22 protein-coding genes and 4 pseudogenes are annotated in these 23,053 nt (G+C 70.7%); 12 read left to right on the top strand and 14 right to left on the bottom strand.

Annotation, left to right across the window (positions count from 1 at the left end):
* Positions 1–33 precede the first annotated feature (33 nt).
* Positions 34–1,704, bottom strand: coding sequence for a fumarate hydratase (locus tag ACFW6P_RS11195; RefSeq protein ID WP_386423470.1), 1,671 nt, complete (start codon positions 1,702–1,704; stop codon positions 34–36).
* Positions 1,705–1,870: 166 nt separating this feature from the next.
* Here ACFW6P_RS11195 and ACFW6P_RS11190 point away from each other — a divergent pair, with 166 nt between their 5' ends.
* Both ACFW6P_RS11190 and ACFW6P_RS11185 read left to right on the top strand, forming a co-directional pair.
* The gene (locus ACFW6P_RS11190; protein ID WP_386423468.1) at positions 1,871–2,548 is read left to right on the top strand and encodes a DUF1707 domain-containing protein; all 678 of its coding nucleotides are present in this window, start codon (positions 1,871–1,873) and stop codon (positions 2,546–2,548) included.
* Positions 2,549–2,661: 113 nt separating this feature from the next.
* Complete coding sequence (locus tag ACFW6P_RS11185) at positions 2,662–3,039, top strand: WhiB family transcriptional regulator (protein WP_386351018.1); 378 nt, start codon at positions 2,662–2,664, stop codon at positions 3,037–3,039.
* A 298-nt stretch (positions 3,040–3,337) separates the two neighbouring features.
* Here the strand turns inward: ACFW6P_RS11185 and glpX are convergent, their stop codons facing one another.
* Positions 3,338–4,372: a class II fructose-bisphosphatase gene (glpX, locus tag ACFW6P_RS11180; RefSeq protein ID WP_386423466.1), complete on the bottom strand. Its 1,035-nt coding sequence runs from the start codon at positions 4,370–4,372 to the stop codon at positions 3,338–3,340.
* 127 nt (positions 4,373–4,499) lie between these two features.
* Here glpX and ACFW6P_RS11175 point away from each other — a divergent pair, with 127 nt between their 5' ends.
* On the top strand, positions 4,500–5,024 hold the full coding sequence (locus ACFW6P_RS11175) for a DUF4245 domain-containing protein (RefSeq protein WP_386423464.1): 525 nt from the start codon (positions 4,500–4,502) through the stop codon (positions 5,022–5,024).
* Positions 5,025–5,084: 60 nt separating this feature from the next.
* Here ACFW6P_RS11175 and ACFW6P_RS11170 read toward each other — a convergent pair.
* The 3 genes and pseudogenes from ACFW6P_RS11170 to xseA all read right to left on the bottom strand — a co-directional run.
* Positions 5,085–5,332, bottom strand: a pseudogene (locus tag ACFW6P_RS11170) (nitroreductase family protein); the annotation flags it as partial.
* Positions 5,333–5,356: 24 nt separating this feature from the next.
* Positions 5,357–5,602 (bottom strand): exodeoxyribonuclease VII small subunit, encoded by a 246-nt coding sequence (locus tag ACFW6P_RS11165; RefSeq protein WP_386351011.1) that lies wholly within the window; start codon positions 5,600–5,602, stop codon positions 5,357–5,359.
* A gap of 9 nt (positions 5,603–5,611) precedes the next feature.
* Positions 5,612–6,820, bottom strand: coding sequence for an exodeoxyribonuclease VII large subunit (xseA, locus tag ACFW6P_RS11160; protein ID WP_386423462.1), 1,209 nt, complete (start codon positions 6,818–6,820; stop codon positions 5,612–5,614).
* A 112-nt stretch (positions 6,821–6,932) separates the two neighbouring features.
* Here xseA and ACFW6P_RS11155 point away from each other — a divergent pair, with 112 nt between their 5' ends.
* Positions 6,933–7,958 carry a 4-hydroxy-3-methylbut-2-enyl diphosphate reductase gene (locus ACFW6P_RS11155; protein WP_386423460.1) on the top strand — a complete coding sequence of 342 codons (1,026 nt, stop codon included), beginning with the start codon at positions 6,933–6,935 and terminating at the stop codon, positions 7,956–7,958.
* Positions 7,959–8,026: 68 nt separating this feature from the next.
* The gene (gene ppgK, locus ACFW6P_RS11150; RefSeq protein WP_386423458.1) at positions 8,027–8,773 is read left to right on the top strand and encodes a polyphosphate--glucose phosphotransferase; all 747 of its coding nucleotides are present in this window, start codon (positions 8,027–8,029) and stop codon (positions 8,771–8,773) included.
* A 9-nt stretch (positions 8,774–8,782) separates the two neighbouring features.
* Here ppgK and ACFW6P_RS11145 read toward each other — a convergent pair whose 3' ends face one another.
* A complete protein-coding gene (locus ACFW6P_RS11145; protein ID WP_386423456.1) occupies positions 8,783–9,421 on the bottom strand; it encodes a DUF6542 domain-containing protein in 639 nt (212 codons plus the stop codon).
* A gap of 170 nt (positions 9,422–9,591) precedes the next feature.
* Between ACFW6P_RS11145 and ychF the strand changes: the two genes are divergently transcribed.
* A complete protein-coding gene (gene ychF / locus ACFW6P_RS11140) occupies positions 9,592–10,680 on the top strand; it encodes a redox-regulated ATPase YchF (protein WP_386350997.1) in 1,089 nt (362 codons plus the stop codon).
* A 108-nt stretch (positions 10,681–10,788) separates the two neighbouring features.
* Here ychF and ACFW6P_RS11135 read toward each other — a convergent pair whose 3' ends face one another.
* Together ACFW6P_RS11135 and ACFW6P_RS11130 are read right to left on the bottom strand one after the other, a co-directional pair.
* Positions 10,789–11,907 carry a tyrosine-type recombinase/integrase gene (locus ACFW6P_RS11135; protein ID WP_386350995.1) on the bottom strand — a complete coding sequence of 373 codons (1,119 nt, stop codon included), beginning with the start codon at positions 11,905–11,907 and terminating at the stop codon, positions 10,789–10,791.
* Positions 11,908–11,931: 24 nt separating this feature from the next.
* On the bottom strand, positions 11,932–12,432 hold the full coding sequence (locus tag ACFW6P_RS11130; protein WP_386350992.1) for a helix-turn-helix transcriptional regulator: 501 nt from the start codon (positions 12,430–12,432) through the stop codon (positions 11,932–11,934).
* A gap of 121 nt (positions 12,433–12,553) precedes the next feature.
* Between ACFW6P_RS11130 and ACFW6P_RS11125 the strand changes: the two genes are divergently transcribed.
* The 4 genes and pseudogenes from ACFW6P_RS11125 to ACFW6P_RS11110 all read left to right on the top strand — a co-directional run.
* On the top strand, positions 12,554–12,748 hold the full coding sequence (locus tag ACFW6P_RS11125) for a helix-turn-helix domain-containing protein (protein WP_386350989.1): 195 nt from the start codon (positions 12,554–12,556) through the stop codon (positions 12,746–12,748).
* A 520-nt stretch (positions 12,749–13,268) separates the two neighbouring features.
* Positions 13,269–14,549, top strand: a pseudogene (locus ACFW6P_RS11120) (DUF3631 domain-containing protein).
* Positions 14,550–14,864: 315 nt separating this feature from the next.
* Positions 14,865–15,416, top strand: coding sequence for a hypothetical protein (locus ACFW6P_RS11115; RefSeq protein WP_386351162.1), 552 nt, complete (start codon positions 14,865–14,867; stop codon positions 15,414–15,416).
* Positions 15,406–16,463 (top strand): annotated as a pseudogene (locus ACFW6P_RS11110) (relaxase/mobilization nuclease domain-containing protein); the annotation flags it as partial. The gene ACFW6P_RS11115 and the pseudogene ACFW6P_RS11110, both read left to right, overlap by 11 nt.
* Before the next feature lie 166 nt (positions 16,464–16,629).
* On the opposite strand, the gene ACFW6P_RS11105 reads toward ACFW6P_RS11110, so the two are convergent.
* The 5 genes from ACFW6P_RS11105 to ACFW6P_RS11085 form a co-directional block, all read right to left on the bottom strand.
* Positions 16,630–17,163, bottom strand: coding sequence for an SMI1/KNR4 family protein (locus ACFW6P_RS11105; protein ID WP_386350986.1), 534 nt, complete (start codon positions 17,161–17,163; stop codon positions 16,630–16,632).
* Positions 17,164–17,290: 127 nt separating this feature from the next.
* The gene (locus tag ACFW6P_RS11100; protein ID WP_386350983.1) at positions 17,291–17,836 is read right to left on the bottom strand and encodes an HAD domain-containing protein; all 546 of its coding nucleotides are present in this window, start codon (positions 17,834–17,836) and stop codon (positions 17,291–17,293) included.
* Positions 17,837–17,869: 33 nt separating this feature from the next.
* A complete protein-coding gene (locus ACFW6P_RS11095; protein WP_386423454.1) occupies positions 17,870–18,562 on the bottom strand; it encodes a class I SAM-dependent methyltransferase in 693 nt (230 codons plus the stop codon).
* Between the two features lies 1 nt (position 18,563).
* Positions 18,564–19,475 carry an aminoglycoside phosphotransferase family protein gene (locus ACFW6P_RS11090; RefSeq protein ID WP_386350978.1) on the bottom strand — a complete coding sequence of 304 codons (912 nt, stop codon included), beginning with the start codon at positions 19,473–19,475 and terminating at the stop codon, positions 18,564–18,566.
* Positions 19,476–19,553: 78 nt separating this feature from the next.
* A complete protein-coding gene (locus tag ACFW6P_RS11085; RefSeq protein WP_386350975.1) occupies positions 19,554–20,303 on the bottom strand; it encodes a hypothetical protein in 750 nt (249 codons plus the stop codon).
* 223 nt (positions 20,304–20,526) lie between these two features.
* On the opposite strand from ACFW6P_RS11085, the gene ACFW6P_RS11080 reads away from it, so the two are divergent.
* Both ACFW6P_RS11080 and ACFW6P_RS11075 read left to right on the top strand, forming a co-directional pair.
* The gene (locus tag ACFW6P_RS11080; protein WP_386350972.1) at positions 20,527–21,867 is read left to right on the top strand and encodes a tetratricopeptide repeat protein; all 1,341 of its coding nucleotides are present in this window, start codon (positions 20,527–20,529) and stop codon (positions 21,865–21,867) included.
* Position 21,868: 1 nt separating this feature from the next.
* Entirely contained in the window at positions 21,869–22,399 is a 531-nt protein-coding gene (locus ACFW6P_RS11075) for an NUDIX domain-containing protein (protein ID WP_386423452.1), read from the top strand.
* 90 nt (positions 22,400–22,489) lie between these two features.
* On the opposite strand, the pseudogene ACFW6P_RS11070 reads toward ACFW6P_RS11075, so the two are convergent.
* Positions 22,490–22,837 (bottom strand): annotated as a pseudogene (locus tag ACFW6P_RS11070) (CPCC family cysteine-rich protein).
* Positions 22,838–23,053 lie beyond the last annotated feature (216 nt).

Raw genomic sequence — 23,053 nt, 5'->3', positions numbered from 1 at the left:
GTTCCCCGTGGAGGGAAGTCGTCACCGCCCCGGTCAGGCGAGTCCGGGGCCCCGTACCGGAATGGAGGTGAACGTCGGGGCGGGGGCCGGGTCCCGGAAGAAGTCGTTGCCCTTGTCGTCGACGACGATGAACGCCGGGAAGTCCTCGACCTCGATCTTCCAGACGGCCTCCATGCCGAGCTCCTCGTACTCGACGACCTCGACCTTCTTGATGCAGTCCTGGGCGAGGCGCGCGGCCGGGCCGCCGATGGAGCCGAGGTAGAAGCCGCCGTGCGCCGCGCACGCGTCCGTGACCTGCCTGCTGCGGTTGCCCTTGGCCAGCATCACCTTGGAGCCGCCCGCCGCCTGGAACTGCTCCACGTAGGAGTCCATCCGGCCGGCCGTGGTCGGGCCGAAGGAGCCCGACGCATAACCCTCGGGGGTCTTGGCCGGACCCGCGTAGTACACCGGGTGGTCCTTCAGGTACTGCGGCATCTCCTCGCCCGCGTCCAGCCGCTCCTTGATCCTGGCGTGCGCGATGTCGCGCGCCACGACCAGCGGGCCGGTCAGCGACAGCCGGGTCTTCACCGGGTACCTGGAGAGCTCGGCGAGGATCGTCTCCATCGGCTGGTCGAGGTCGATCCTCACGACGTCCGAGGACTCGTCGAGGTGTTCGTCCGTCGTCTCCGGCAGGAACCGCGCCGGGTCCGTCTCCAGCTGCTCCAGGAAGACGCCCTCGGCGGTGATCTTCGCGACGGCCTGGCGGTCGGCGGAGCAGGACACCGCGATGGCGACCGGGCAGGACGCGCCGTGCCGCGGCAGCCGCACCACGCGCACGTCGTGGCAGAAGTACTTGCCGCCGAACTGCGCCCCGATGCCGATCTTCTGCGTCAGCTCGAAGACCTTCTCCTCCAGCTCCTTGTCCCGGAAGCCGTGCCCCAGCTCTGAGCCCTCGGCCGGGATCTCGTCCAGGTAGTGCGCGGAGGCGTACTTCGCGGTCTTCAGCGCGTACTCGGCGCTGGTGCCGCCGACGACGACCGCCAGGTGGTAGGGCGGGCAGGCGGCCGTGCCCAGCGAACGGATCTTCTCCTCCAGGAACTTCATCATGGAGGACTCGTTCAGGACGGCCTTGGTCTCCTGGTACAGGAACGACTTGTTGGCCGAGCCGCCGCCCTTGGCCATGAACAGGAACTTGTAGGCGCCGCCGTCGGTCGCGTACAGCTCGATCTGCGCCGGCAGGTTGGAGCCGGTGTTCTTCTCCTCCCACATGGTGAGCGGGGCCATCTGCGAGTAGCGCAGATTGAGGTTCTTGTACGCGTCGTGGATGCCGCGGCTCAGGGCCTCCTCGTCACGGCCCCGCGTCAGCACGTTCTGCCCGCGCTTGCCCATGACGATCGCCGTGCCCGTGTCCTGGCACATCGGGAGCACGCCGGCGGCCGCGATGTTCGCGTTCTTCAAGAGGTCCAGCGCCACGAACTTGTCGTTGGCCGAGGCCTCGGGGTCGTCGATGATCCGGCGCAGCTGCGCGAGGTGGGCCGGGCGCAGGTAGTGCTGGATGTCGTGGACGGCCTCCTCGGCGAGCTTGCGCAGCGCCTCCGGCTCCACCTGGAGGAAGGTCCGCCCGTCCGGCCCCTCGACCGTGGAGACGCCTTCGGAGGTCACCAGCCGGTAGGGGGTGGTGTCCTCTCCCTGGGGGAGCAGATCGGTGTACGCGAACTCAGGCATCTCAGCCCATTCCTCACTCGACGGACGGCGGCCCGCCCCCTTTGGCGAGCGTCAACCAGCGTAGGACCTGCCACTGGCGGCGAGCTTGTGAGGTGAGGCTCTGTTCGTCACATTCGGCGGCTCGTGGGGGGTGTCGCGATCTATCGCGTTTCGGTACGCTGCTGCCGTGGACCTTCAGAAGCAGACCGCGCCCGCCGCCGGCGAGCTCCGCGCCTCCGACGCCGAGCGCGACCGGATCGCCGACATCCTGCACGACGCCCTGGCCGAGGGCCGTCTCACCGCGGACGAGCACGCCGAGCGCGTGGAGGGGGTGCTGCGCGCCAAGACGGTGGGCGAGCTGGAGGTCTTCATCCGGGACCTGCCCGCGGCCCACCGGGGCCCCGGCCCGGCCACCGCCCCGGCCCGCCCCACGGCCGGAGCCATCCCGATCGACCCGGACGACAACGTGGTCGCGGTCTTCAGCAGCGCCGTGCGCAAGGGCCGCTGGCGCGCGGGCCGCCGGATCCACGCCTACGCGGTCTTCGGCAGTGTCGAGATCGACCTCAGCGAGGCGCTCTACGACCACCAGCAGGTCGTCGTCAAGTCCTTCGCGATCTTCGGCAGCGTGGAGATCCGCGCCCCCGAGAACGTGTCGCTGCGCGGCATGGGCGGCGGCGTCCTCGGCAGCTTCGAGGTGGCCACGCTCGACTCGGGCGACCCCGAGGCCCCGATCGTCTACGTCGACGGCTGGGCGGTTCTGGGCAGCGTCGAGGCGCGGCCCCGGCGGGGCAAGGCCGTGTCCGACATCCTGGACCGGATGCACCGCAAGGTCGACGGGGGTGCGCGGCGGCACCTGGGTCATTGACGGTCGCGAATGCACCGGAACCGGCGGTTCGGAACGCAGTGCATAGGCGCGCGCACAGCGGGTAGGCCTTGCGCATCGTCTCTCGCTCGCGAAGCCGTCGTCAGGAGTAGACCGTGCTGCAACCGCCGCATTCGTCCCTGCAGGTAGCTGCCGTTCCGGCCCCGCGGGTGCCAGCGCGAGACAGGGACCAGGACACGCCGTGGCACACCGAGGCGGTGTGCAGGAGGGACGAGGCGGGCCTCTTCTTCGCCCCGTCCAAGGAGCCCACCGCCGCCCGGCTCTCCCGGGAGGAGGCGGCCAAGCGGGTCTGCGCCCGCTGTCCGGTCATGGTCGAGTGCCGCGAGCACGCCCTGCTCCAGCCCGAGCCCTACGGCGTCTGGGGCGGCCTCACCGCGGCGGAGCGCCGCGTGGCCCTGGCCCGGCGCCGCCGCCGCGACATGGAGCTGAAGAAGGCCGCCCGCGCGACCAACCGCATAGCGGCGGCGGGCTAGCACACCACCAGCACGAGAGGGCGTCCCCACCGCACCGGGGACGCCCCTCTCACGCCTTCGACCACCCGCCCCGCAAGGGGCGCGCCCCACGACGCCCCGGCACCTGCCGTCGCCCGCGGCGAAACGCCCCGACAGGGGCGCGGGGAACTGCGCGAGTGACCACGACGGCGCCGCGCCCGCCGGAACTCCGCACCCGGGCGCCCCCGACAGGGGCGCGGGGAACTGCGCGAACAACCACCACCGACCCGCACACGCCGACGATGCCCGCAGCCGCAGCCCTCACCCCCCGGGCCGCGCGCTACTTCCCCTTGTCGAAGTCGATCGCGCTGTACGCCCGCAGTTTGCTCAGCCGATGCTCGGAGTCGATCCGCCGTACCGTGCCCGACCGGGACCGCATCACGATCGAGTCGGTCGTCGCGGTCTCCGCCCGATAGCGCACCCCGCGCAGCAGTTCGCCGTCGGTGATGCCCGTCGCCACGAAGAACACGTTCTCCCCGGTGACGAGGTCCTCCGTCGTCAGCACCCGGTCGAGGTCGTGTCCCGCGTCGACCGCCCGCTGCCGCTCCTCGTCGTCCTTGGGCCACAGCTTGCCCTGGATCGTGCCGCCCAGGCACTTCACGGCGCAGGCCGAGATGATGCCCTCCGGCGTGCCGCCGATGCCGAGCAGCAGGTCGACGCCCGTGCTCTCGCGCAGCGCCAGGATCGAGCCCGCCACGTCACCGTCGGAGATCAGCTTGATGCGCGCACCGGTGTCCCGGATCTCCTTGATGACGCCCTCGTGCCGCGGCCGGTCCAGGATCACGACCGTGACGTCCTCCGGCGCGGAACGCTTCGCCTTGGCGACCCGCCGGATGTTCACCGCCACGGGCGCGTTGATGTCGACGAAGTCCGCCGCCTCGGGCCCGGTGACGAGCTTGTCCATGTAGAACACGGCGGACGGGTCGAACATCGAGCCGCGTTCGGCCGCGGCCAGCACGGCGATCGCGTTGGTCATGCCCTTCGCGGTCAGCGTCGTGCCGTCGATCGGGTCGACGGCGATGTCGCACTCCGGCCCGGTCCCGTCGCCCACGCGCTCCCCGTTGAACAGCATCGGGGCCTCGTCCTTCTCCCCCTCGCCGATGACGACGACGCCGTTCATCGAGACGGTGGAGACGAGGGTCCGCATGGCACGCACCGCGGCACCGTCGGCGCCGTTCTTGTCACCGCGCCCGACCCAGCGGCCCGCGGCCATGGCCGCCGCCTCGGTCACCCGGACCAGTTCCAGGGCGAGGTTGCGGTCGGGAGCCTCGGAGGGCACATCCAGTTCGGACGGCAAGTGATGATGCTCGGTCATCGGAGCGCACCTTTCTGTACGACGACGGCCGGATGAGGGCGTTGTTGAACGACTCTATCCCCGACCTCGTAAAATGAGCAGGGACCCCCACGGATGAGCGCACCGGAGACCTGCGACGATAGGGGGCGTGGCAGGCACGAACGGCAAGCAGAAGACGGCGCGGGACATGATCCTCTCGCTCGGGGTCATCGCCCTCGTGGCGGGCTTCATCTACCTCTTCATCCCGAACGACGACAGCCCGCCGGACCTCAAGCGGGTCGACTACCGGGTCGAGCTGCTCACGGCGCGCCGCGCCGCCTCGTACCCCGTCGCCGCGCCCGAGGGCCTGCCCGACGCCTGGAAGGCCACCTCCGTCCGCTTCCGGGGCGACGAGTTCGACGCCTGGCACCTCGGGTTCCACGATCCCCAGGGGGAGTACGTGGCGGTCGAGCAGTCCACTCAGCGGCGGCCCGTCTTCCTCGACGAGGCGACGCAGGGCGGGCGGGAGACCGGGAAGACCGAGACGATCGGCGGGCGGACGTGGACCCGCTGGGAGGGCGGCCGCTACGACGCGCTGGTCCTGGAGGGCACCACGGGCTCGACGACGGTCGTGACGGGCACCGCCCCGTTCGCGCAGCTGACCGAGATGGCGCGGGCGCTGCGCACGGAGTGAGGACGCACGGGTAAGACCCCCGGCGACGCGCCGGGGGTCTCCCCGTGATCGCGGGGCGGGTCAGACGGTCGTGACGACCTGCCCGAAGTCCAGCCGCCGGTAGCGCGGGTGCCACGCCTGCGGGCTCGGGCGGCCGATGTTCACGACCATCAGGGGGTGTGGTCGTCGTCCAGGAACTCCTTGCGGATGCCCTCCGGGTCGGCCCCCGTCATCGGTCCGGCGGCCAGTCCGGCGGCGCGGACGCCGATGATGAAGCAGGCGGCCTGCAGGGCGGCGTTCAGCGCGGCGCTGCTCTCACGGACCGCCCGGCACCGCACCGAACCGCGCCCCGACTACTCGGCGTCCCCGTCCCGCGCGGCCTCCTCGGCCAGCGCCGCGTCCAGCCGCGCCCGCGCCCCCTCCAGCCAGCGGCGGCACACCCTGGCCAGCTCCTCGCCGCGCTCCCAGAGCGCGAGGGACTCCTCCAGCGTCGTCCCGCCCGCCTCCAGACGGCGGACGACCTCGATCAGCTCGTCCCGCGCCTGCTCGTACCCGAGCGCCCCGGTCGTCCCCGGCGTCTCGTCAACCTCGCTGGTCATCCACCCACCCTATGTGTCCACTCGTACGGAGAACTCACCCTCGGAGACCCGCGCGCGCAGCGCCTCGCCGGCCGCCACCTCGCCCGGGTCGCGGACGGCGTGCCCGTCCGTCTTCTGCAGCACGGCGTACCCGCGCTTCAGGGTGGCGGCGGGGGAGAGGGCCACCACGCGCGCGTGCGTGTGCGCCAGCTCCGACTCCGCCCGGTCCAGCTGGTGCCGCAGACAGCGCCGGCCGCGGTCCAGCAGGTCCGCCACCTGGTCGGCGCGCTCGTCGATCATCCGGTGCGGATCCTGTATCGACGGCCGCGCCAGCGCGTGCGCCAGCCCCCGCTCCTCCCGGTCCACCAGCGCCGCCACACACCGCCGTGCCCGGTCCCGCAGCTGCCGCACCCGCTCGTACTCCTCGCCGACGTCCGGCACGACCTTCTTGGCCGCGTCGGTCGGGGTGGAGGCGCGCAGATCGGCGACATGGTCCAGCAGCGGGTGGTCCGGCTCGTGCCCGATCGCCGACACCACCGGCGTACGGCACCGGGCGACCGTCCGGACCAGCTGCTCGTCGGAGAACGGCAGCAGATCCTCCACGCTGCCGCCGCCCCGGGCGACGACGATCACGTCCACGTCCTCCAGCGCGTCCAGCTCCTTGACGGCCTGCACGACCTGGGGCACGGCGTGCACGCCCTGCACGGCCACGTTGCGCACCTCGAAACGCACGGCGGGCCAGCGGTGCCGGGCGTTCTCCAGCACGTCCCGCTCGGCCGCCGAGGCCCGCCCGCAGACCAGCCCGATCAGCTGCGGCAGGAACGGCAGTGGCTTCTTGCGCTCCGGCGCGAACAGCCCCTCCCGCGCCAGGGACTTCTTCAGCTGCTCCAGTCGCGCGAGCAGCTCCCCGACCCCGACGGGCCGTATCTCGGAGGCCCGCAGCGACAGCTGCCCGCGCGGGGCGTACCACTCGGGCTTCGCGAGGACGACGACCCGGGCCCCCTCGCTCACCACGTCCGCGACGGCGTCGAACACCTGCCGGTAGCAGGTGACGCCGACGGAGATGTCGTGCGAGGGGTCCCGCAGTGTCAGGAACACCACACCGGCGCCCGGCCGCCGCGACAGCTGGGTGATCTGCCCCTCCACCCACACCGCCCCGAGCCGGTCGATCCACCGCCCGATGAGCCGCGACACCTCGCCGACGGGCAGCGGCGATTCCGCGGACGTGTTCACAGCCATGCCCGCGAGGGTAGTGCGCGCCGCCGACAACGCCGACCAGCCGCCCTGCCCCGGGGCGCGCGCCCCGTCGGGGACCGGCGTGATCTCCGGGTCACCGCGGGGCGGCCTTACGATGGGACGCATGTCTGCTTCGCCTGGCCGCCGTGTCCTGCTCGCCGCCCCCCGGGGCTACTGCGCGGGCGTGGACCGCGCCGTGATCGCCGTCGAGAAAGCGCTGGAGCAGTACGGCGCTCCGGTCTACGTCCGCCACGAGATCGTCCACAACAAGTACGTCGTGCAGACCCTGGAGAAGAAGGGCGCGATCTTCGTCGAGCAGACGGAGGAGGTCCCTCCGGGCAACATCGTGATGTTCTCGGCGCACGGCGTGGCTCCCGTCGTCCACGAGGAGGCCGAGCGCGGCAGGCTCGCCACCATCGACGCCACCTGCCCGCTGGTCACCAAGGTCCACAAGGAAGCCGTCCGCTTCGCGAACGACGACTACGACATCCTCCTGATCGGCCACGAGGGCCACGAGGAGGTCATCGGCACCTCCGGCGAGGCCCCCGACCACATCCAGCTCGTGGACGGCCCGGGCGACGTGGCGAAGGTCGAGGTCCGCGACCCGTCCAAGGTCGTGTGGCTCTCCCAGACCACGCTGTCCGTCGACGAGACCATGGAGACCGTCGACGCGCTGAAGGAGAAGTTCCCGCAGCTCGTCTCCCCGCCCAGCGACGACATCTGCTACGCCACGCAGAACCGCCAGCTGGCCGTGAAGCAGATGGGCGCCGAGTCCGACCTGGTCATCGTGGTCGGCTCGCGCAACTCCTCCAACTCCAAGCGCCTCGTCGAGGTCGCCAAGATCGCCGGTGCCCGCGCCGCCCATCTCGTCGACTTCGCCGACGAGATCGACGAGGCCTGGCTGGAAGGAGTCTCCACCATCGGCGTCACCTCGGGCGCCTCCGTGCCCGAGGTCCTGGTCGAGCAGGTCCTGGAGTGGCTCACGCGGCGCGGTTTCGAGGACGTCGAGATCGTCAAGGCCGCCGAGGAGTCCATCACGTTCTCCCTGCCCAAGGAGCTCCGCCGCGACCTGCGCGAGGAGGCCGCCGCGCTGGTGGCCGCGCGGGGCGGCGCCGGGTCCGGTGAAGATTCCGGGGAGTAGCCCCGCCGGGCCGGGCCGCGAGGGCGGTCCGGCCCGTGACCGTCAGTCGTACGGCGTAACGTAGGGCCATGCAGATCTTCGGTGTGGACATCGGCGGTTCCGGGATCAAGGGTGCCCCGGTGGACCTGGACAAGGGCAACCTGGCGCAGGAGCGCCACAAGGTCCTGACTCCGCAGCCGGCCACGCCCGACGGGGTGGCCGACGGAGTCAAGCAGGTCGTCGACCACTTCGGCTGGACGGGACCGGTCGGTGTCACGTTCCCGGGCGTGGTCACGGACGGCTCCATGATCCGCACGGCGGCGAACGTCGACGACAGCTGGATCGACACCGACGCGCGCGACCTGCTCGGCGAGCGGCTGGGCGGACTGCCGGTGACGGTGGTCAACGACGCGGACGCGGCGGGCGTCGCGGAGATGCACGTCGGGGCCGGCCGCGGCCGCCGGGGCACGGTGATCCTGCTGACGCTGGGCACGGGCATCGGCAGCGCGCTCTTCATCGACGGCGTCCTGGTCCCCAACACGGAGCTGGGCCACCTGGAGCTCGACGGGCACGACGCGGAGAAGCGGGCCTCCAGCAAGGCCCGTGAGGACCACGACCTGTCGTGGGACCACTGGGCGGCGCACCGGGTGAGCAAGTACCTCGCGCACGTCGAGATGCTGTTCTCGCCGGAGCTGTTCATCATCGGCGGCGGCGTCAGCCGCAGGTCCCACAAGTTCCTGCCCCACATCAAGGGCGTCAAGGCGGAGATCGTCCCGGCGCAGCTGCAGAACAACGCGGGGATCGTGGGCGCGGCGATGCGGGCGGCGGGCCTCTGAAGGCCGTCGTCACACCCCCGTCCGCCTCCGGGGCAGCGGGCCCGGGTCCCTGGCCCCGGCCGGCAGGGCCGTCGGCCGGGCTCCGCTCGCCGTCCTCCTCCGCCGCACCAGCCGGATCCGCCGGACGATGACGATCAGCCCGGCGATCAGGGTTCCCCCGTACAGCCACCCGGCCTGCGTGGCGAGCGCCGTCACCAGGCCCATCAGCCTGCCGCCGGTCCCTCCGTCGCCGTCGGCCAGGGGCAGCAGTCCCACCGCGAACGCGATCGGCACCACCACCGGCGCGGTCATCAGATCGCCCCGGCGCACCCAGACGCCGGTCAGCACGCACACCGGCAGGAACAGCACGCCGTACGCCGTCAGGGACGCCCCGGACAGCGCCGCGCACAGCGCGCCGAGCAGGAACATCACCGCGGCGCAGAACAGCCCGCTGCCGAGTCCCGTCAGCCGGGGGTTCGGAATCCGCAGGGCGGGGCGGGCCGCGGGCGCGGGCCGGCGGGCCGGCGCCGGACGGCGCTGCGCCCCCGGTGCCCCGGCCCGTCGTGCGGGCCCGCCGCCCGCACCCCGTTTCAGCTGCGGCGGCAGGGGCGTCCTCGGCCGCTCCCGTCGCGGTCCGTACTCGGCAGGTCGCGTCCTGTGCTGCTCCATCGCACCAACTTAGGTCGTTCAATATGCCGAATAGCCCTTCTGACACGCCGGGAGGCGAGCTTGGCCACGCGTTCGATACGCCGCCCGGGGCGGTTCCGGACACGCCGTAGACTGGTGGATCGGCCGGTCTCCTGGCCCCCTGGCCCTCTCCACTCACGGGAAGTCGCAACGTGTCGCTCACGATCGGAATCGTCGGCCTGCCCAACGTCGGCAAGTCGACCCTGTTCAACGCCCTGACCAAGAACGACGTGCTGGCGGCCAACTACCCGTTCGCCACGATCGAGCCCAACGTCGGTGTCGTCGGTGTCCCCGACCCCCGCCTGACGAAGTTGGCGGAGATCTTCTCCTCACAGCGTGTCCTCCCGGCGACGGTCGACTTCGTCGACATCGCGGGCATCGTGCGCGGCGCGAGCGAGGGTGAGGGCCTCGGCAACAAGTTCCTGGCGAACATCCGCGAGTCCGACGCGATCTGCCAGGTCATCCGCGCCTTCAAGGACGAGAACGTCGTGCACGTCGACGGCAAGGTCTCGCCGAAGGACGACATCGAGACGATCAACACCGAGCTGATCCTCGCGGACCTGCAGACGATCGAGAAGGTCCTGCCCCGGCTCCAGAAGGAGTCGCGCATCAAGAAGGACCTCGCGGCGAAGGTCAAGGCCGTCGAGGAGGCCAAGGAGATCCTGGAGAAGGGCGACACGCTCTTCGCGCACGGCATCGTCCAGGGCACCGAGCGCAACGAGCCCCTGCACGACCTGCACCTGCTCACGACCAAGCCGTTCCTCTACGTCTTCAACGTCGACGAGGAGGAGCTGACCGACGAGGACTTCAAGGACGAGCAGCGGGCCCTGGTCGCCCCGGCCGAGGCGATCTTCCTCAACGCCAAGCTGGAGGCGGACCTCGCCGAGCTCGACGACGACGAGGCCCTGGAGCTGCTGCAGTCCGTCGGCCAGGAGGAGCCCGGCCTCGCCACCCTCGCGCACGTCGGCTTCCGCACCCTCGGCCTGCAGACCTACCTGACGGCCGGCCCGAAGGAGTCCCGCGCCTGGACCATCAAGAAGGGCGCCACGGCCCCCGAGGCGGCCGGTGTCATCCACACGGACTTCCAGAAGGGCTTCATCAAGGCGGAGGTCATCTCCTTCGAGGACCTGGTGGAGACGGGTTCGGTCGCGGAGGCGCGAGCGAGGGGGAAGGCCCGTATGGAGGGCAAGGAGTACGTGATGCAGGACGGGGACGTGGTGGAGTTCCGGTTCAACGTCTAATACGTTCGGCGAAAGGCCGTCTGACCTGCGACGGAGCGGGTTGGGCGGCCTTTGCGGTCCGCGCAGAGTCCGCAGCGTGCTGACTTCGGTCAGCGCGCGGGGGAGCGGCTACGCCGCTTCGTCGACCTGCGGCTGGGCATCTGCGGACCGGTCCGCGTACGCCTTGTCGACCGCGGCCCGGGTCCGCTCCTCGGAGTCGGGCCACAGGTGGGTGTAGATGTTCAGCGTCATGGCCGCATTGGTGTGGCCGAGGCGCTCGGAGACCGTCTTCACGGACTCGCCGTGCTTGATCAGCAGGCTGGCGTAGTGATGCCGGAGGGCGTGGGGTCCGGTGCCCTTCGGTATGCCGGCCTTCGCGCAGGCGGGCCGCCAGGACCCGTCCATGAAGTGCGTGTAGACCACGGGTCCGCCCTGCGGCGCCGTGAAGATCCAGCCCTCGGGCCCATCGGCGGGGAAGTCCCCCAGGTGGGCCTTCATCGCATCCACCGCCATGCGGGGGAGCGGGACCGTGCGGTGCGAGCGAGCAGTCTTGGGCGGGCAGACATACACGCCGTGCTTGGCGGTCTGCTGTATCTGCTGCTCGACCGAGACGGTCGCGTGCAGCAGGTCCACGTGCCGGAGCTGGAGACCGAAGAGCTCGCCGGGGCGGAGCCCGGTCGCGGCGCCGAGCAGTACGAGGCCCTTGTACCGGGCGGGTATCTCCTCGGACAGCGTCCGCACCTGCTTGACGGCCAGGGGCACGATCTTCTTCCGGGGTACCGAGGGCAGTTTCGCCTCGGCGCACGGGTTGTGGGGGATCATCCGGTCACGGATAGCCGCCCGGAAGACGGCGTTGACCGTGTTGAAGACCGTCCGTGAGGTGCTGGCGGCCAGCCCGTGCGTGGCGGTCAGGTTGGTGACCCAGCTCTGTACGTCGCCGGGCTTGATGGCGCCGAGTGCCCGCTTCTCCCACGCCGGGTAGACGTAGCAGCGCAGGTGCTGGGCCACCGCCTTGGCCGTGGAAGGCCGGTGCGGCTGGATGGCCCGCCATTCCTCCGCGTACTCCTTGAAGGGCTTCTTCGCCGATCGCGGGTCGACGTACTGACCGGTGACCAGGCTGGCCGTGACCTCGTCGATCCACCGTTGGGCGTCGATCTTGCGGTCGAAGTGGCGGGCGTGCTCCTTGCCGTCGAGGTCGCGGTAGCGGGCTCGCCATTTGCCGTTGGGGCGCTTCTGGATGTTGGCCAAGTGGCCTCTCCTTCGTGTCGGTTGTCAGTAGTGACCACCGTCCTCGATGTCACTGCTGAGCGTGCGAGCGTCCCGCTCGTCGCCCATGAGGCGGAGGCACTGCTCGTGGATCGCCCGCGAGCTGTCGGGGTGGGCCTTGATGTGGTCGGCGATGGCGACCACGGCGTGATGGAGGCGGTCTCGTGCGTCGCGGGTCGCGTAGAACGCTTCGACGGCTTCTTGGACGAGGCGCCGGCTGGCGATGTCGAGCCCTTCCAGGGGCGGTGACATGAGCTCTTCGAGGGGGAGCTCGAAGACGCGGGAGAAGGCGAGGGCCTCGTCGAGGTTGATGCGCCGCCGGGGGGTGCCGTTCTCGATGCGCCAGACCGCTGTCTGGTTCATCTTGATGCCGGCTCTGGTCACCCGCTCCGCCAGCTCGGTCGTGCTCCACCCTCTGACTTCGCGCTCCAGGGCCACGCGCGCGGCCACGTTCCCCTCGCTGTAGAGCAGCGGCACCTCGCCGCCCTCGGGCCTGTCGCCTGCCATCGAACCTCCATCGTCACCGTCGCTATCCTAATTGAAACATGCGCCTCCCGATTTGGTTAACCGCCGATCCCGGGGTACAACTCTATGCAGATCAAATCGCCACCTAGTCGAATGGGAATGCATGCGATACCTGACCACCGCCGAGGTCGCCGAGCGATACCGCACAGCCGAGAGCACCGTCCGCTACTGGCGCCACATCAAGAAGGGGCCGCTCGGCATCAAGGTCGGCAAGCGGGTGCTGTACCCCGAGGCCGAGCTGCTGCGGTACGAGCGCACGCTGATCGACGGCCAGGACGAATGGGGCCTGGCCTCGTGAGCCACCGACAGGCCCAGACACAGCAACGGCCCCCGGCGCGCCAACGCCGAGGGCCGGAGATTCCCCTGCACGTCGCCCATCCCTGAACGAACGAACCGGTGAGAGGCGGGACCTTGCCCGTCCCGTCCCTCACCTGAGAGGAACGCCGATGGAGGACTTTACGTCCCCCGCCACCTCGAACACATCCCACAAGGTCGTCTGGCCTGCCGCTGCGGTCCCCGGCCAGGGCATCCCGTGGCTCGGTCCGGACCGAGCGGACGGCGGGCCCGCCTCTCCGGGGTCCGGTGATCGACAGGACCGTGCCGCTGGTCCGGTCGGTCCGGGACCGGACCGGTCCGCGACCGAAACCCGGACCGAAGTCCCGGACAACCCGGACCAGGAACCCGGAACGACGGAGAACGCGCAGCTCAGCGGCCTACCGGACCAGACCGGGAACCCGGACCATGGACCCGGTCCGGAAGACGAGGACCGGACGGAGAGTTCCGGTCAGTCGGCCGGCGAACCCGGACCGTCGGTCCCGGTGGAGCACGGTGATCCGGGGACGGTCCCCGAACCCGGACCGGGAACCGAGGATCGCGAACGTGCTGGCTTCTCGGCGGACCGGGACCAGGACGGGACCGTCGTACTGGACGAGCTGCGTGCCGCGATCGGCCGGTACGTCGTACTGCCGAGCGAGGAGGCCCTGACCGCGGTCACCCTGTGGGTGGCGGCCTCCCACATCCAGCCCGCCCTCCAGCACGCGCCGCGTCTGACGGTGGTGGGGCCGACCAAGGGCTGCGGCAAGTCCCGGGTCCTGGACGTGCTCCACGAGACTGTGTCCCGGCCGATGATGACCGTGAACACCTCACCGGCGGTGGTCTTCCGGATCATCGGCGAGGACCCGCCGACCCTGCTGGTGGACGAGGCCGACACCATCTTCGGCCCCAAGGCCGGGGACAAGGAGGACCTGCGTGGCCTGCTGAACGCCGGACACCAGCGCAACCGCCCCGCCTGGCGGATCTCCGGCCCGGAACACAAGCCCACCGCGTTTCCGACCTTCGCCATGGCCGCACTGGCGGGCATCGGCGACCTGCCGGACACGATCATGGACCGTGCCGTCGTGCTCCGCATGCAGAAGCGCAAGCCCGGCGAGAAGGTCGCTCCCTTCCGCTCCCGGCACTCCGTCCCGGAACTGAACGCGCTGCGGGACCGGCTGGCCGCGTGGCTGACCCCGCTGCGCGGGACAGCGCACCGGCTGGTGCCACCGATGCCGGTCGAGCACCGGGCTGCGGACACCTGGGAGCCCCTGGTCATCGTCGCCGACCTGGCCGGCGGCCACTGGCCTGCCCGGGCCCGTGCGGCCTGCCTGGCGATGACCAGGAACGAGGTGGTCCAGGACGAGCAGACGACGCTGAAGACCCGGTTGCTCCGGGACATCCGACGAGTCTTTGAGTAACAGGGCGACCAGGAAGCGCTGCGCAGCCACGACCTGCTCGCTGCCCTCCTCCAGGACGCCGAGGCGCCGTGGGCCGAGTACGGCACGAAGGGCCTGAACGCCTACCACCTGGCCAACCTGCTGCGCGACTTCGGCATCAGTCCGGCCAACCACCGCTTCGAGAACGGCAGGCAGGCCAAGGCGTACGCCCGCAACCAGTTCCTCGATGCCTGGGCCCGCTGCTGCCCCGACCCCGCCCCACCGGCCCCCGCAGCCGGCGAGGCCGTACTCGCACGTCGACCCCAGGGCAAGCCACCGGCCCCTCCGTCGGGGACGTTGCCCGTCGGCCCGCCCGGCGGGCCTGCCGGCCCCAGGCCCACTCGCTGACACCAGCTCCGTATCAATCCGTCGCATCCGTCCCCGCGCAGGTCAGCGCGGGGACGGAGTTCCTCGCAGGTACGGATCACTCCGTACCTGCGACCGCCTCCGTACCTGTCCTGACCAGCTACGGGACGGATGCGACGGACGTGACGAAGCCCCACCCCACACGACCACCGGAGCACCACCATGCCCGAAACGAGCACCGACAACGCCCCCACCCGCCGCCGCAAGGGATTCTTCGGCCTGACCCGCCGATCAGCAGCGAGCCGGAGCGAACGAGCCTCTAACGAGGCTTCGTCCGCGCTTGCCCCCGCCCCAGTGGTGGCGGAGGAGAAGGCCGAGCGCCAGGGGGCGCCCGAGCTGGAAGGGGTCATAGCCGACTCCGCCGCCCTCCGCCCCCAGACACCGACCGACGTCCAACCGCCCGTCGAGCAGCTCTCCTGGCGGGACCTCGACGCCCCCGCCCTGCCCGCGCTGATGAACCGCAAGCGCACGGTGGAGAAGCGCGACCAGGAGAAGACCATCCGCTTCACGCGGACAGCGGTCGGCGTGATCAGCGCCGCCGCTCACCAGCGCGGTCAGAAGTTCGCCGGGTTCGTCGGCGACGCCGCCCTGGCCGTCGCCCTCGGCAAGGCGGGGCTGGTCGGCAGCCCGGAGGACGACCCGGTCCGCCCGCTGATCGAGGCCGTCGAGGCGCAGACGGTCGCGCTGAACCGCATCGGCGGCAACCTCAACCAGATCACCGCAGCCATCCACCGAGGAACGGTGCCCGAGCGCGCCGAGGCGGTGCTGGACCGCGTAGAGCAAGCAGCCGAGAGCAGCTACCGGCTGATCGACCAGCTCCTGACGGAAGGCACCGCCCATGGTTCCTGACGTCTCCACCGGCTCCGACACCCGGGGACTGATCGTCTACCTCTTCGGCCCCGGCCGACGCGACGAACACACCGACCCGCACATCGTCGCCGCCTGGGACATGGCCGGCGCCCCCGACCCGGGCCGCAACCCGACAGCCACCTACTCCCAGCTCGCCAAGCGCCTCGACCACCACGTCGACCTGCGCACCCGCGAGCTTGGCGGCAAGAAACCACCTCAGCACGTCTGGCACTGCCCGGTCCGCACCGCGCCCGGCGACCGCTACCTCACCGACACCGAGTGGGCCGAAGTCGCCCGCCGCATCGTCCACGCCACAGGCATCGCCCCCGAAGGCGACGAGAAGGCATGCCGGTGGATCGCGGTACGCCACGCCGACGACCACATCCACCTCATGGCCACCACCGTCCGCGCCGACGGGCGCCGCCCGCGCACCAACCGCGACGGACAACGGGCCCAAGCCGAATGCCGCAAGATCGAGGCCGAGTTCGGCCTGCGCCGCCTGAAGTCCGGCGACCTCACCGCACCCCGCACCCCCACCGGCGCCGAACGCGCCAAGGCCGAGCGCCAGGGCCAGACGGTCACGGCACGGCACTGGCTGCGCGAGCAGGCGTACGCGGTCGCCGCCGCCGTACGAACCGAAGCCGACTACTGCAGTCCCTCGGCATCAAGGTCAAGACCCGCATCGGCCCGGAGACCGGCGACGTGATCGGCTACAGCCTCGCCGCCCCCGGCGACACCAACGCGGCCGGCGAACCCGTCTGGTACGGCGGCTCGAAACTCGCCCCCGACCTCTCCATCAACCGCCTACGCGAACGCCTCCCCGACCAGGAGGTGGCCGACCACCCCCGGCATGCGGCGGACCCAGCCGACCCATGGCGGCACACCACCACCGCCATACACGCGGCACGCACCGCACTCGACTCCGGTGACGATGCCGCCGCCCAGGGTCACCTGGCCGCCTTCGGCGACGCCCTGTACAACATCGCCAGCGCCACGACCGGCCCACACCGGGCGGAACTCTCAACTGGCGCATCACCGCTCAGCCGAACCGACGGACGCAAGCCGCTCGCAGCCGCAGCACCACCTCGGCCATGTCCGCCACACCACACCCTCAGGCCACACCAGTGGCTACGAGGCCCGAAGGGCGCAGTCGGCACCGCTGACCCCGGTCAGATGCCCTCGCCCACGTCGTGGCGGGGGCATCGGGTCGGGTTCAACGGCAAAGCTTCATGATGGTGTCATCGAAGTCGGGAAACTCTCGTGTGGCCTGCGCGATGATCGCCGCTGCCGACGCGCGGCGGTCCGGAGCGAATTGCTCCGCGATAGCCGCCAGATCGCGATTGACCTGGGGAGCCCAATCGGGTTCGGGCTCGTACGAGGTGGCTGCTTCCCACGGGCCGAAGCCGTCAGCTAGAAGCCATAGGAAGGCACCCATGTCGCGAGCGACGACGCCTGTCTCTCCTTCGGAGCCCAGAAAGACAACGGGCTGCTCTACCAGTTCCCGCCCGGGATGAACCAGCCACAGCGCCGCGTTCCCGCCGGTGCCGTCCTGGCCGAATACGCGGAAGTCGTCGCCGTTCAGCTCGCCGTTGCCTGTCCACGCGCGGAACCACTCGGTGGTCTCATCGGCAGTCAGGAAGGACTCGTAGGGTTCGAAGTCCACACCGTCCTCGCCAATGCACTCCAGCCGGACCGCCATGGCAGCGGCAAGCGCGGCGGGGAACTGGCGATCTCCGTTCGCGGTCATGCGAAGAGAGTAGCGATCGGTTTGGGCTCGGCTGCACCGCCTCGATCCACCCCTGCTGACACAGCGACACAGCACCCTCAGCGCACCCCGATGCCCTCGCTGCTCGCGGCAGCGAGGGCATCAGTCGTCAGGCGGCGCGGGCTGTGGGCAACTGCGAGGCGCACGTCGTGACCTCGGTCAGGTGCTCGGGCTGCAGCCCGCGGTGTGGGTCAGGCTGAATGAGGAGGGTCGCCGTTCCCTTGGCGGTGCGCTCCGCCGCCCAGGCGTGGTCGAGACCGGTGAAGTCGTCGTCGATCCAGGCAGCCGGGGCGTCTGCCAGCCAGGCGTCGACGTGGTCGCGCTTCCAGAGGTAGCCGTTGGGGTGGCTGGTGGTGATCTGAGGGCGCGGCAGGTCGACGTACGGCAGGTCCGAGAGGCCCAGGAGGGGGCCGATGAGGGTGGCGGCGTCCTGGCGCCAGCTGGTGCACCAGACCGGCGTGACGAGACCCGTACTGGTCACGTCCATGAGCATGGGGCCGTGGTCGGGGTTGAGCCAGACGGTGACCGGGTTGTCGGCGCTCCGGCCGGCGGGGACGACGTCGTGGCGAGCGTGGGTGGCCGGGGTCGAGCCCTCTGCGTCGGGGAAGGGTATGAGGACGCCGTCGATGTCGAGGAGCAGGTAGGGCGGGCGCATCGGTTCCTCCAAGGGAAGCCGGGCGATGGCTGGTCAGAGCTTGCGGGCGCGGATCAGCAGGGTGGTGGGCCAGTGGCCCATGCGGGGGTCGTGGAACTCCTGGGCCGAGGTGAGCCAGAAACCCGCCTGGCTTAGGTGCTTCTCCCACCGGTCCGTGGAGAACTCCCATCGGGCGATGGGGAGCCGGGTGCGGTCGGGAAGGGTGACGTAGTCGCGGCGGGGCCGATCGTCGCCCGAGGGGCTTCGGCCGCCACGCTGCGGGTGCGGAACGGAGAAGGCGAGCACCCTGCCGGGCGTGAGGCGCTGGGCAAGGGCCGGCAGCAGGAGCTCAGGGGCGACCAGGCCGACGGCGCCGAAGACGGAGTAGATCGCGTCGAACTGTTCGTCGGCGGCGTGCAGGTAGTGCAGGGCGTGGCCAGCGACGAAGGTGAGGTTGTTGAGCCGTCCGTAGTGGGAGCGGGCGCGGCGGACCTGCAGGCCGACCAGGTCGACGCCGGTGACGTGGGCGCCGTGGCGGGTGGCGAGGTGGGCGGCGTTGTGGCCGGGGCCGCAGCCGAGTTCCAGGAGTCGCTTGCCACGCAGGTCAGGCCCGAGGACGTCGGCGCCGGGACCTTGGCCGGGTCTTGTGGTCCATTCCATCCGGGCGGGTACGGATAGGGGTTCAGCGAGTCCGGCGGCGGTGCGCTGGGCGGAGTGGGCGTGCCAGGGGGATGTCTGGGCGAGCACGTCAGATCTCCAGGAGGTGGAGGGCGTCGGTGAGGTGGCGGCGGACGGCCTTGATGTAGGCGGGGTCGGTGGCCGGGTCGTTGATCCAGCGGATGGACTGCTCCATGAACCACTCAACAGCCCACATGCGGTGCCAGCCCAGGGCCCAGTTCTCGGCGGTGAGCCCGCCGCGCGGGGCGAGGGCGTCGGGGGTGCCGCCGGCGGTGACGTACTGCTCCAGGAAGACGCGCAGGCGCACGGGGTGCGCGGGCTCGATGGTTCCATGCCAGCTGGCGAGGTCGAGCAGGCCGGGGCCGGTGAAGGCGCGGGCGAAGTCGAGCAGCCGCCAGCCGCGCTCGCCGATGTGGAGGCTGGTGGGGTGGAACTCGGAGTGCACCCAGCCGAACGGTGCCAGCGTCGCTCCGGCCGAGCGGGCTTCGGCGGCCTTGGCGATCCGGTCGAGCGCGTCCTCGACGTCGTCGGCGTCCTGCCACCGGCCGGCCTTGCTCAGCCGTTCGAGGTGTTCCAGCGCCCGGGCCGGAAGTGCGCGCAGGCGCTCCTGGTCGAGGACGGGCAAGGGCGGGGCCGTGCGGGTGCCGTGCAGGACCACGGCCGCAGCGACGCCGTCGAGGTCGTCGGCCTCGCGGGTGGACGGTCCGAGGTCTTCCATGAGCATGCCGAGCCAGCCGTCCAGGACGGCGGAGGCGTGGACTTGGGGGACGGGCATGCCGAGGGTGTGGGCCAGGCGTAGGGCCTGGTCCTCGCTGTCGAAGGGCTTCTTGGCGTACTTGAAGATGGCGGTGGCACCGTCGGGGAAGGTCACGCGCTCGACGCCGGACAGGGACCACACGCGTACCTCCTCTCGTACGGCAGTGGTCTGGCCGGTCGCGGTGAGCAGGTTGTCGAGGAGTTCGGCGCTGGGGTTCGTGGTCACGAGGGGGCTCCGGGGGGATGGTGGCGTCCGGGGCGGGCGAGGGATGCCGGCCCGCCCCGGAGCCTGATCGGGTGGTGGTTACGCGGCGGGGTTCACGCGGTGGGCGTAGACCTGCTCGATCCAGCCCGCCTTGAACGCGGCGAGGTCGTCGCGGAAGTTCGCCATCGAGGCACCGTAGGGCGCGACCACGCCGCCGGACTGGTCCGGCACGGACTGGCACCCGTGCACGAGCCGGCCACCGAGCGCCGCGTGGGCCTTGATGGACTCGATCCTGCGGTGCTCGGTGAACCAGCCGCCGTGGTAGACCTCGTCGAGCATCCCGCCCATCTCGTCGTCCAGGTCGAAGACGACGGAGGTGGCGGCGGGGAAGAACCAGCACGGGCCGACGTTGGAGATGTGCCCGTCCAGCTCGACCTTGTTGAGGGCCATGAGCGTGGCGGCCTCGCGGAGCATCCTCAGGTGCTGGGCGTTGATCTGCGGCAGGCCGAGGCCGGCCAGGTGCTCCTCGCGGAAGAGATACGCGTACACCTCGCACGCGGTGGCCAGGACGCGGGCCGCGTCGGACGTGGACTCGCTGTGCTGCTTGATGAAGTCGAGCGCGAGCTGCTCGACCGCGCTCTCGGTCGTCTCGTCCACTTCCAGGAGCTGGGACTTGACCAGCTCCCAGTCGGCGACGAGCCAGGTGTTCGACTCGAAGCGGAAGAAGTACTCGGCCGGGTCGATGGTGATGCGCCGGCCGTCGACCTGGATGCCGGGCAGGCGGCTCCAGCGCGGGTCGAACGCCTCGGGCAGCTCGACCGTGATGGCCGTGGTGTCGATGGTGGTCACCGTGTCTCCGTCTCTGATTGGCCGGACGCGGGCACAGGAATGCCCGAGCCCGGTGTGGGCGTACGGAACTTCGGGGTGCCGCCCGGACCAAGGGGGAGCCTGGATCACGGTCACGCCGTTCCGGGCGGCTGCTGATAAGTGAACCGGTGGTCACGCTCAGTGGGTACGGTGGAAGGCAGTTGAAGCGGTATACGCGGTTTACAGCTCCAGGGCGGAGGCGATCGTGGCGGCGCAGAGAGAACCCAACTCCCGTCTGCGCGACGTCATCGCGGCGGTCGACTGCGCCTACGAGGGCCTCGCCAGAGACGTGCGGCGCATCGCCGCCGAGAAGACCAACAAGTCGGCCATCTCGCACTGGGTGACCGGCACCCGTGCCCCGTCCGGCCGAGTAGGCCAGTACCTCGCCGAAGCACTGTCCCGCCGAGCGGGGCGCACGATCACCCAGACCGAGATCGGCCTCCAGGCCAGCGATGACGAAGAGCCGGCGGAATCCGACCCCGTCCTCGCCGCCACCGACCTGGGCCGCGCCGACGTCGAGCGCCGCCGCTTCCTCGCCATCGCGGCCTTCACCACCGCCGGCGTCGCCATGCCGCTCGGATACGACCACGAAGCCACCGCCCGCATGCTCCGCGCCCGCACCGGCACATCCCTAGTCGGCGCGGAGGACGTGGACGTCGTACGCCAGATCACCGCGGCCTTCAGCGCCGCTGACGAGCGCCTCGGCGGCGGGCACGGCCTGACCACCGTCACCGCGTACCTCGCCGACACAGCCGCCCCCATGCTGCGCGGACGCTTCCCCAACGAAGCCTTACGCCGGGCCTCCTTCGGCGCCGTCGCCGAACTCGCCTACCTCGCAGGGTGGAAGCACCACGACCTCGGCCAGGAAGGCGCCGCCCAGCGTTACTACCAGGTCGGCTACAAGCTCGCCTGCGAAGCCGACCCCCACGGCCACGCCGCCTGGATGATGCGCGCCCTCGCCCACCAAGCCCTGAGCCTCAAACAGCCCCACCACTGCGTCGACCTCGTCGAAGGCGCCCTACGCACGGGTCTCGGCCACGTCGACGGCCAGACCGAGGCCCTCCTCCACATCACGCACGCCCGCGCCTATGCCGCCACCGACGAGAACCCGTCGGCCGCACGCGCCCTGCTCGCCGCCGAGGACGCACTCCTACGGGACGACGGCCCCCAGCCCAGCTACTCCCGCGTCAGCGGACCCGCCGCCGGCACTGTGGCAAGCCACACCGCCCGCACCCTGACCGACCTCGCCGACCACATCGGCACCGAACAGCAGCACCGCGACGCCCTCACCCGCTGGGACCCCGAGAAGTACAAGCGCGTCCACGCCCTCACCTACGCAGACCTCGGCGACAGCCTTGCCGCTCAGGCCCGCGCCGACGAGGCGGTTGCCGCCTGGACCCAGGCCCTGGTCCTCATGGCGGGCATGACCTCCGATCGGACCCGTAAGGCAATCACCTCAATCCGCTCCACGCTCGCGGTCTACCAGCGCCGCCGAGTTCCCGGTGCCGCCGATCTCGCCCGCCGCGCCCGCGAGGCCCTCGCCTAACATGCCCAACAACCCGCCCGACGAAGGGAACACCGTGACCCAGCAGACCGACGACCAGCCCAAGGCCCTCAAGCCGGCGCTCGAATCGATGACCCTGCTGGTCGCGGCCGTCATCGTCCACGACAAGGCCACCAACCGCGTCGTCCTCCTCCAGCGCAGCGAGAACGCCAAGTTCGCCCAGGGCCTGTGGGACCTCCCCGTCGGCAAGAGCGAGCCGGGCGAACCCATCACCGAAACCGCGGTCCGCGAGCTCTACGAGGAGACCGGCCTCACCGTGAAGCCCGAGTCCCTCAAGGTTGCCCACATCATCCACGGCGCCTGGGGCGTCGAAGCCCCCAACGGCTTCCTCACCGTCGTCTTCGCCGCCCACGACTGGACCGGCGAACCCGAAAACCGCGAACCCCGCAAGCACTCCCAGGTTCGCTGGGTCGACACCAACGCCATCCCCGACGATTTCGTGGACACCACAGCCATTGCCCTCCGGCATTTCTTGGCAGGCGGCACACAAGTTTCTCTTGATGGTTGGAGCTGAGCGCGCCAACCATCAAGAGGGCTGCCCACACTCATTCCGCATAACGTGTTCGGTGAGCAACGATGTCGGGCCGGGCCGATGAGATGCGGACTATTCGAGTTCCGCAATATGATGGGCCTGAGAGCTCAGGTGTGGGTGCCGTGCCAGTTCCTCGAAGGAGTCCCGTGCCAGATCGATGGGGCGCCAGGCGGGGTCGAGCGGCTCATCCTCGGCCGGCGGGCGGACGTACCGGCGGCCGTGCTCGTCGCAGGCGCCGAAGTCCTGGTAGTTCTGCTGGGCCTCGATCAGGGAAACCTTGTTCGCGCCGCCGGGCATGGCCGGCCAGCGGAACTAGACCCCGTCGTCCTCCCAGAAGCAGACGGGGCAGATCTCGTACGAGCCGGGCATCGCGTCCAGCACGCGGTGCCCGCAGCATGGGCAGGGGTAGGAGTCGCTCACCTGCGCAGTCTCGTTGCAGGTCCCGCCGGGGTGCCATGGATTTCTCTGCCTCGGGACCCCGGCCAGTCCGCAGCCAGTCCGCGGGACACTCGTAAACGGCCGTCGGGAGCCAACGCATGCCAACGAGGAAACCCAAGGTCAGAGCCCTGGAGGGGGCTCCGCCGCAGGTCAGGATCAGCTTGCAGACATTCCGCTTCAACGTCTGAACCGCCCCTC

It is taken from the genome of Streptomyces sp. NPDC058741, assembly GCF_042746715.1.
GTDB lineage: Bacteria > Actinomycetota > Actinomycetes > Streptomycetales > Streptomycetaceae > Streptomyces.
The sequence above is the reverse complement of the archived record's forward strand: the minus strand, read 5'-3'. Positions and strand labels throughout refer to the sequence as shown.

Excerpts from the sequence above, each read along its gene's own strand:
- ACFW6P_RS11130 (WP_386350992.1), bottom strand. The coding sequence starts at position 12,432 with ATGGCAGGCGACAGGCCCGAGGGCGGCGAGGTGCCGCTGCTCTACAGC.
- ACFW6P_RS11155 (WP_386423460.1), top strand. The coding sequence starts at position 6,933 with ATGGGACGCATGTCTGCTTCGCCTGGCCGCCGTGTCCTGCTCGCCGCC.
- ACFW6P_RS11075 (WP_386423452.1), top strand. The coding sequence starts at position 21,869 with ATGCCCAACAACCCGCCCGACGAAGGGAACACCGTGACCCAGCAGACC.
- ppgK (WP_386423458.1), top strand. The coding sequence starts at position 8,027 with ATGCAGATCTTCGGTGTGGACATCGGCGGTTCCGGGATCAAGGGTGCC.
- ACFW6P_RS11165 (WP_386351011.1), bottom strand. The coding sequence starts at position 5,602 with ATGACCAGCGAGGTTGACGAGACGCCGGGGACGACCGGGGCGCTCGGG.
- ACFW6P_RS11105 (WP_386350986.1), bottom strand. The coding sequence starts at position 17,163 with ATGACCGCGAACGGAGATCGCCAGTTCCCCGCCGCGCTTGCCGCTGCC.
- ACFW6P_RS11125 (WP_386350989.1), top strand. The coding sequence starts at position 12,554 with ATGCGATACCTGACCACCGCCGAGGTCGCCGAGCGATACCGCACAGCC.
- glpX (WP_386423466.1), bottom strand. The coding sequence starts at position 4,372 with ATGACCGAGCATCATCACTTGCCGTCCGAACTGGATGTGCCCTCCGAG.
- ACFW6P_RS11195 (WP_386423470.1), bottom strand. The coding sequence starts at position 1,704 with ATGCCTGAGTTCGCGTACACCGATCTGCTCCCCCAGGGAGAGGACACC.
- ACFW6P_RS11145 (WP_386423456.1), bottom strand. The coding sequence starts at position 9,421 with ATGGAGCAGCACAGGACGCGACCTGCCGAGTACGGACCGCGACGGGAG.
- xseA (WP_386423462.1), bottom strand. The coding sequence starts at position 6,820 with ATGGCTGTGAACACGTCCGCGGAATCGCCGCTGCCCGTCGGCGAGGTG.
- ACFW6P_RS11100 (WP_386350983.1), bottom strand. The coding sequence starts at position 17,836 with ATGCGCCCGCCCTACCTGCTCCTCGACATCGACGGCGTCCTCATACCC.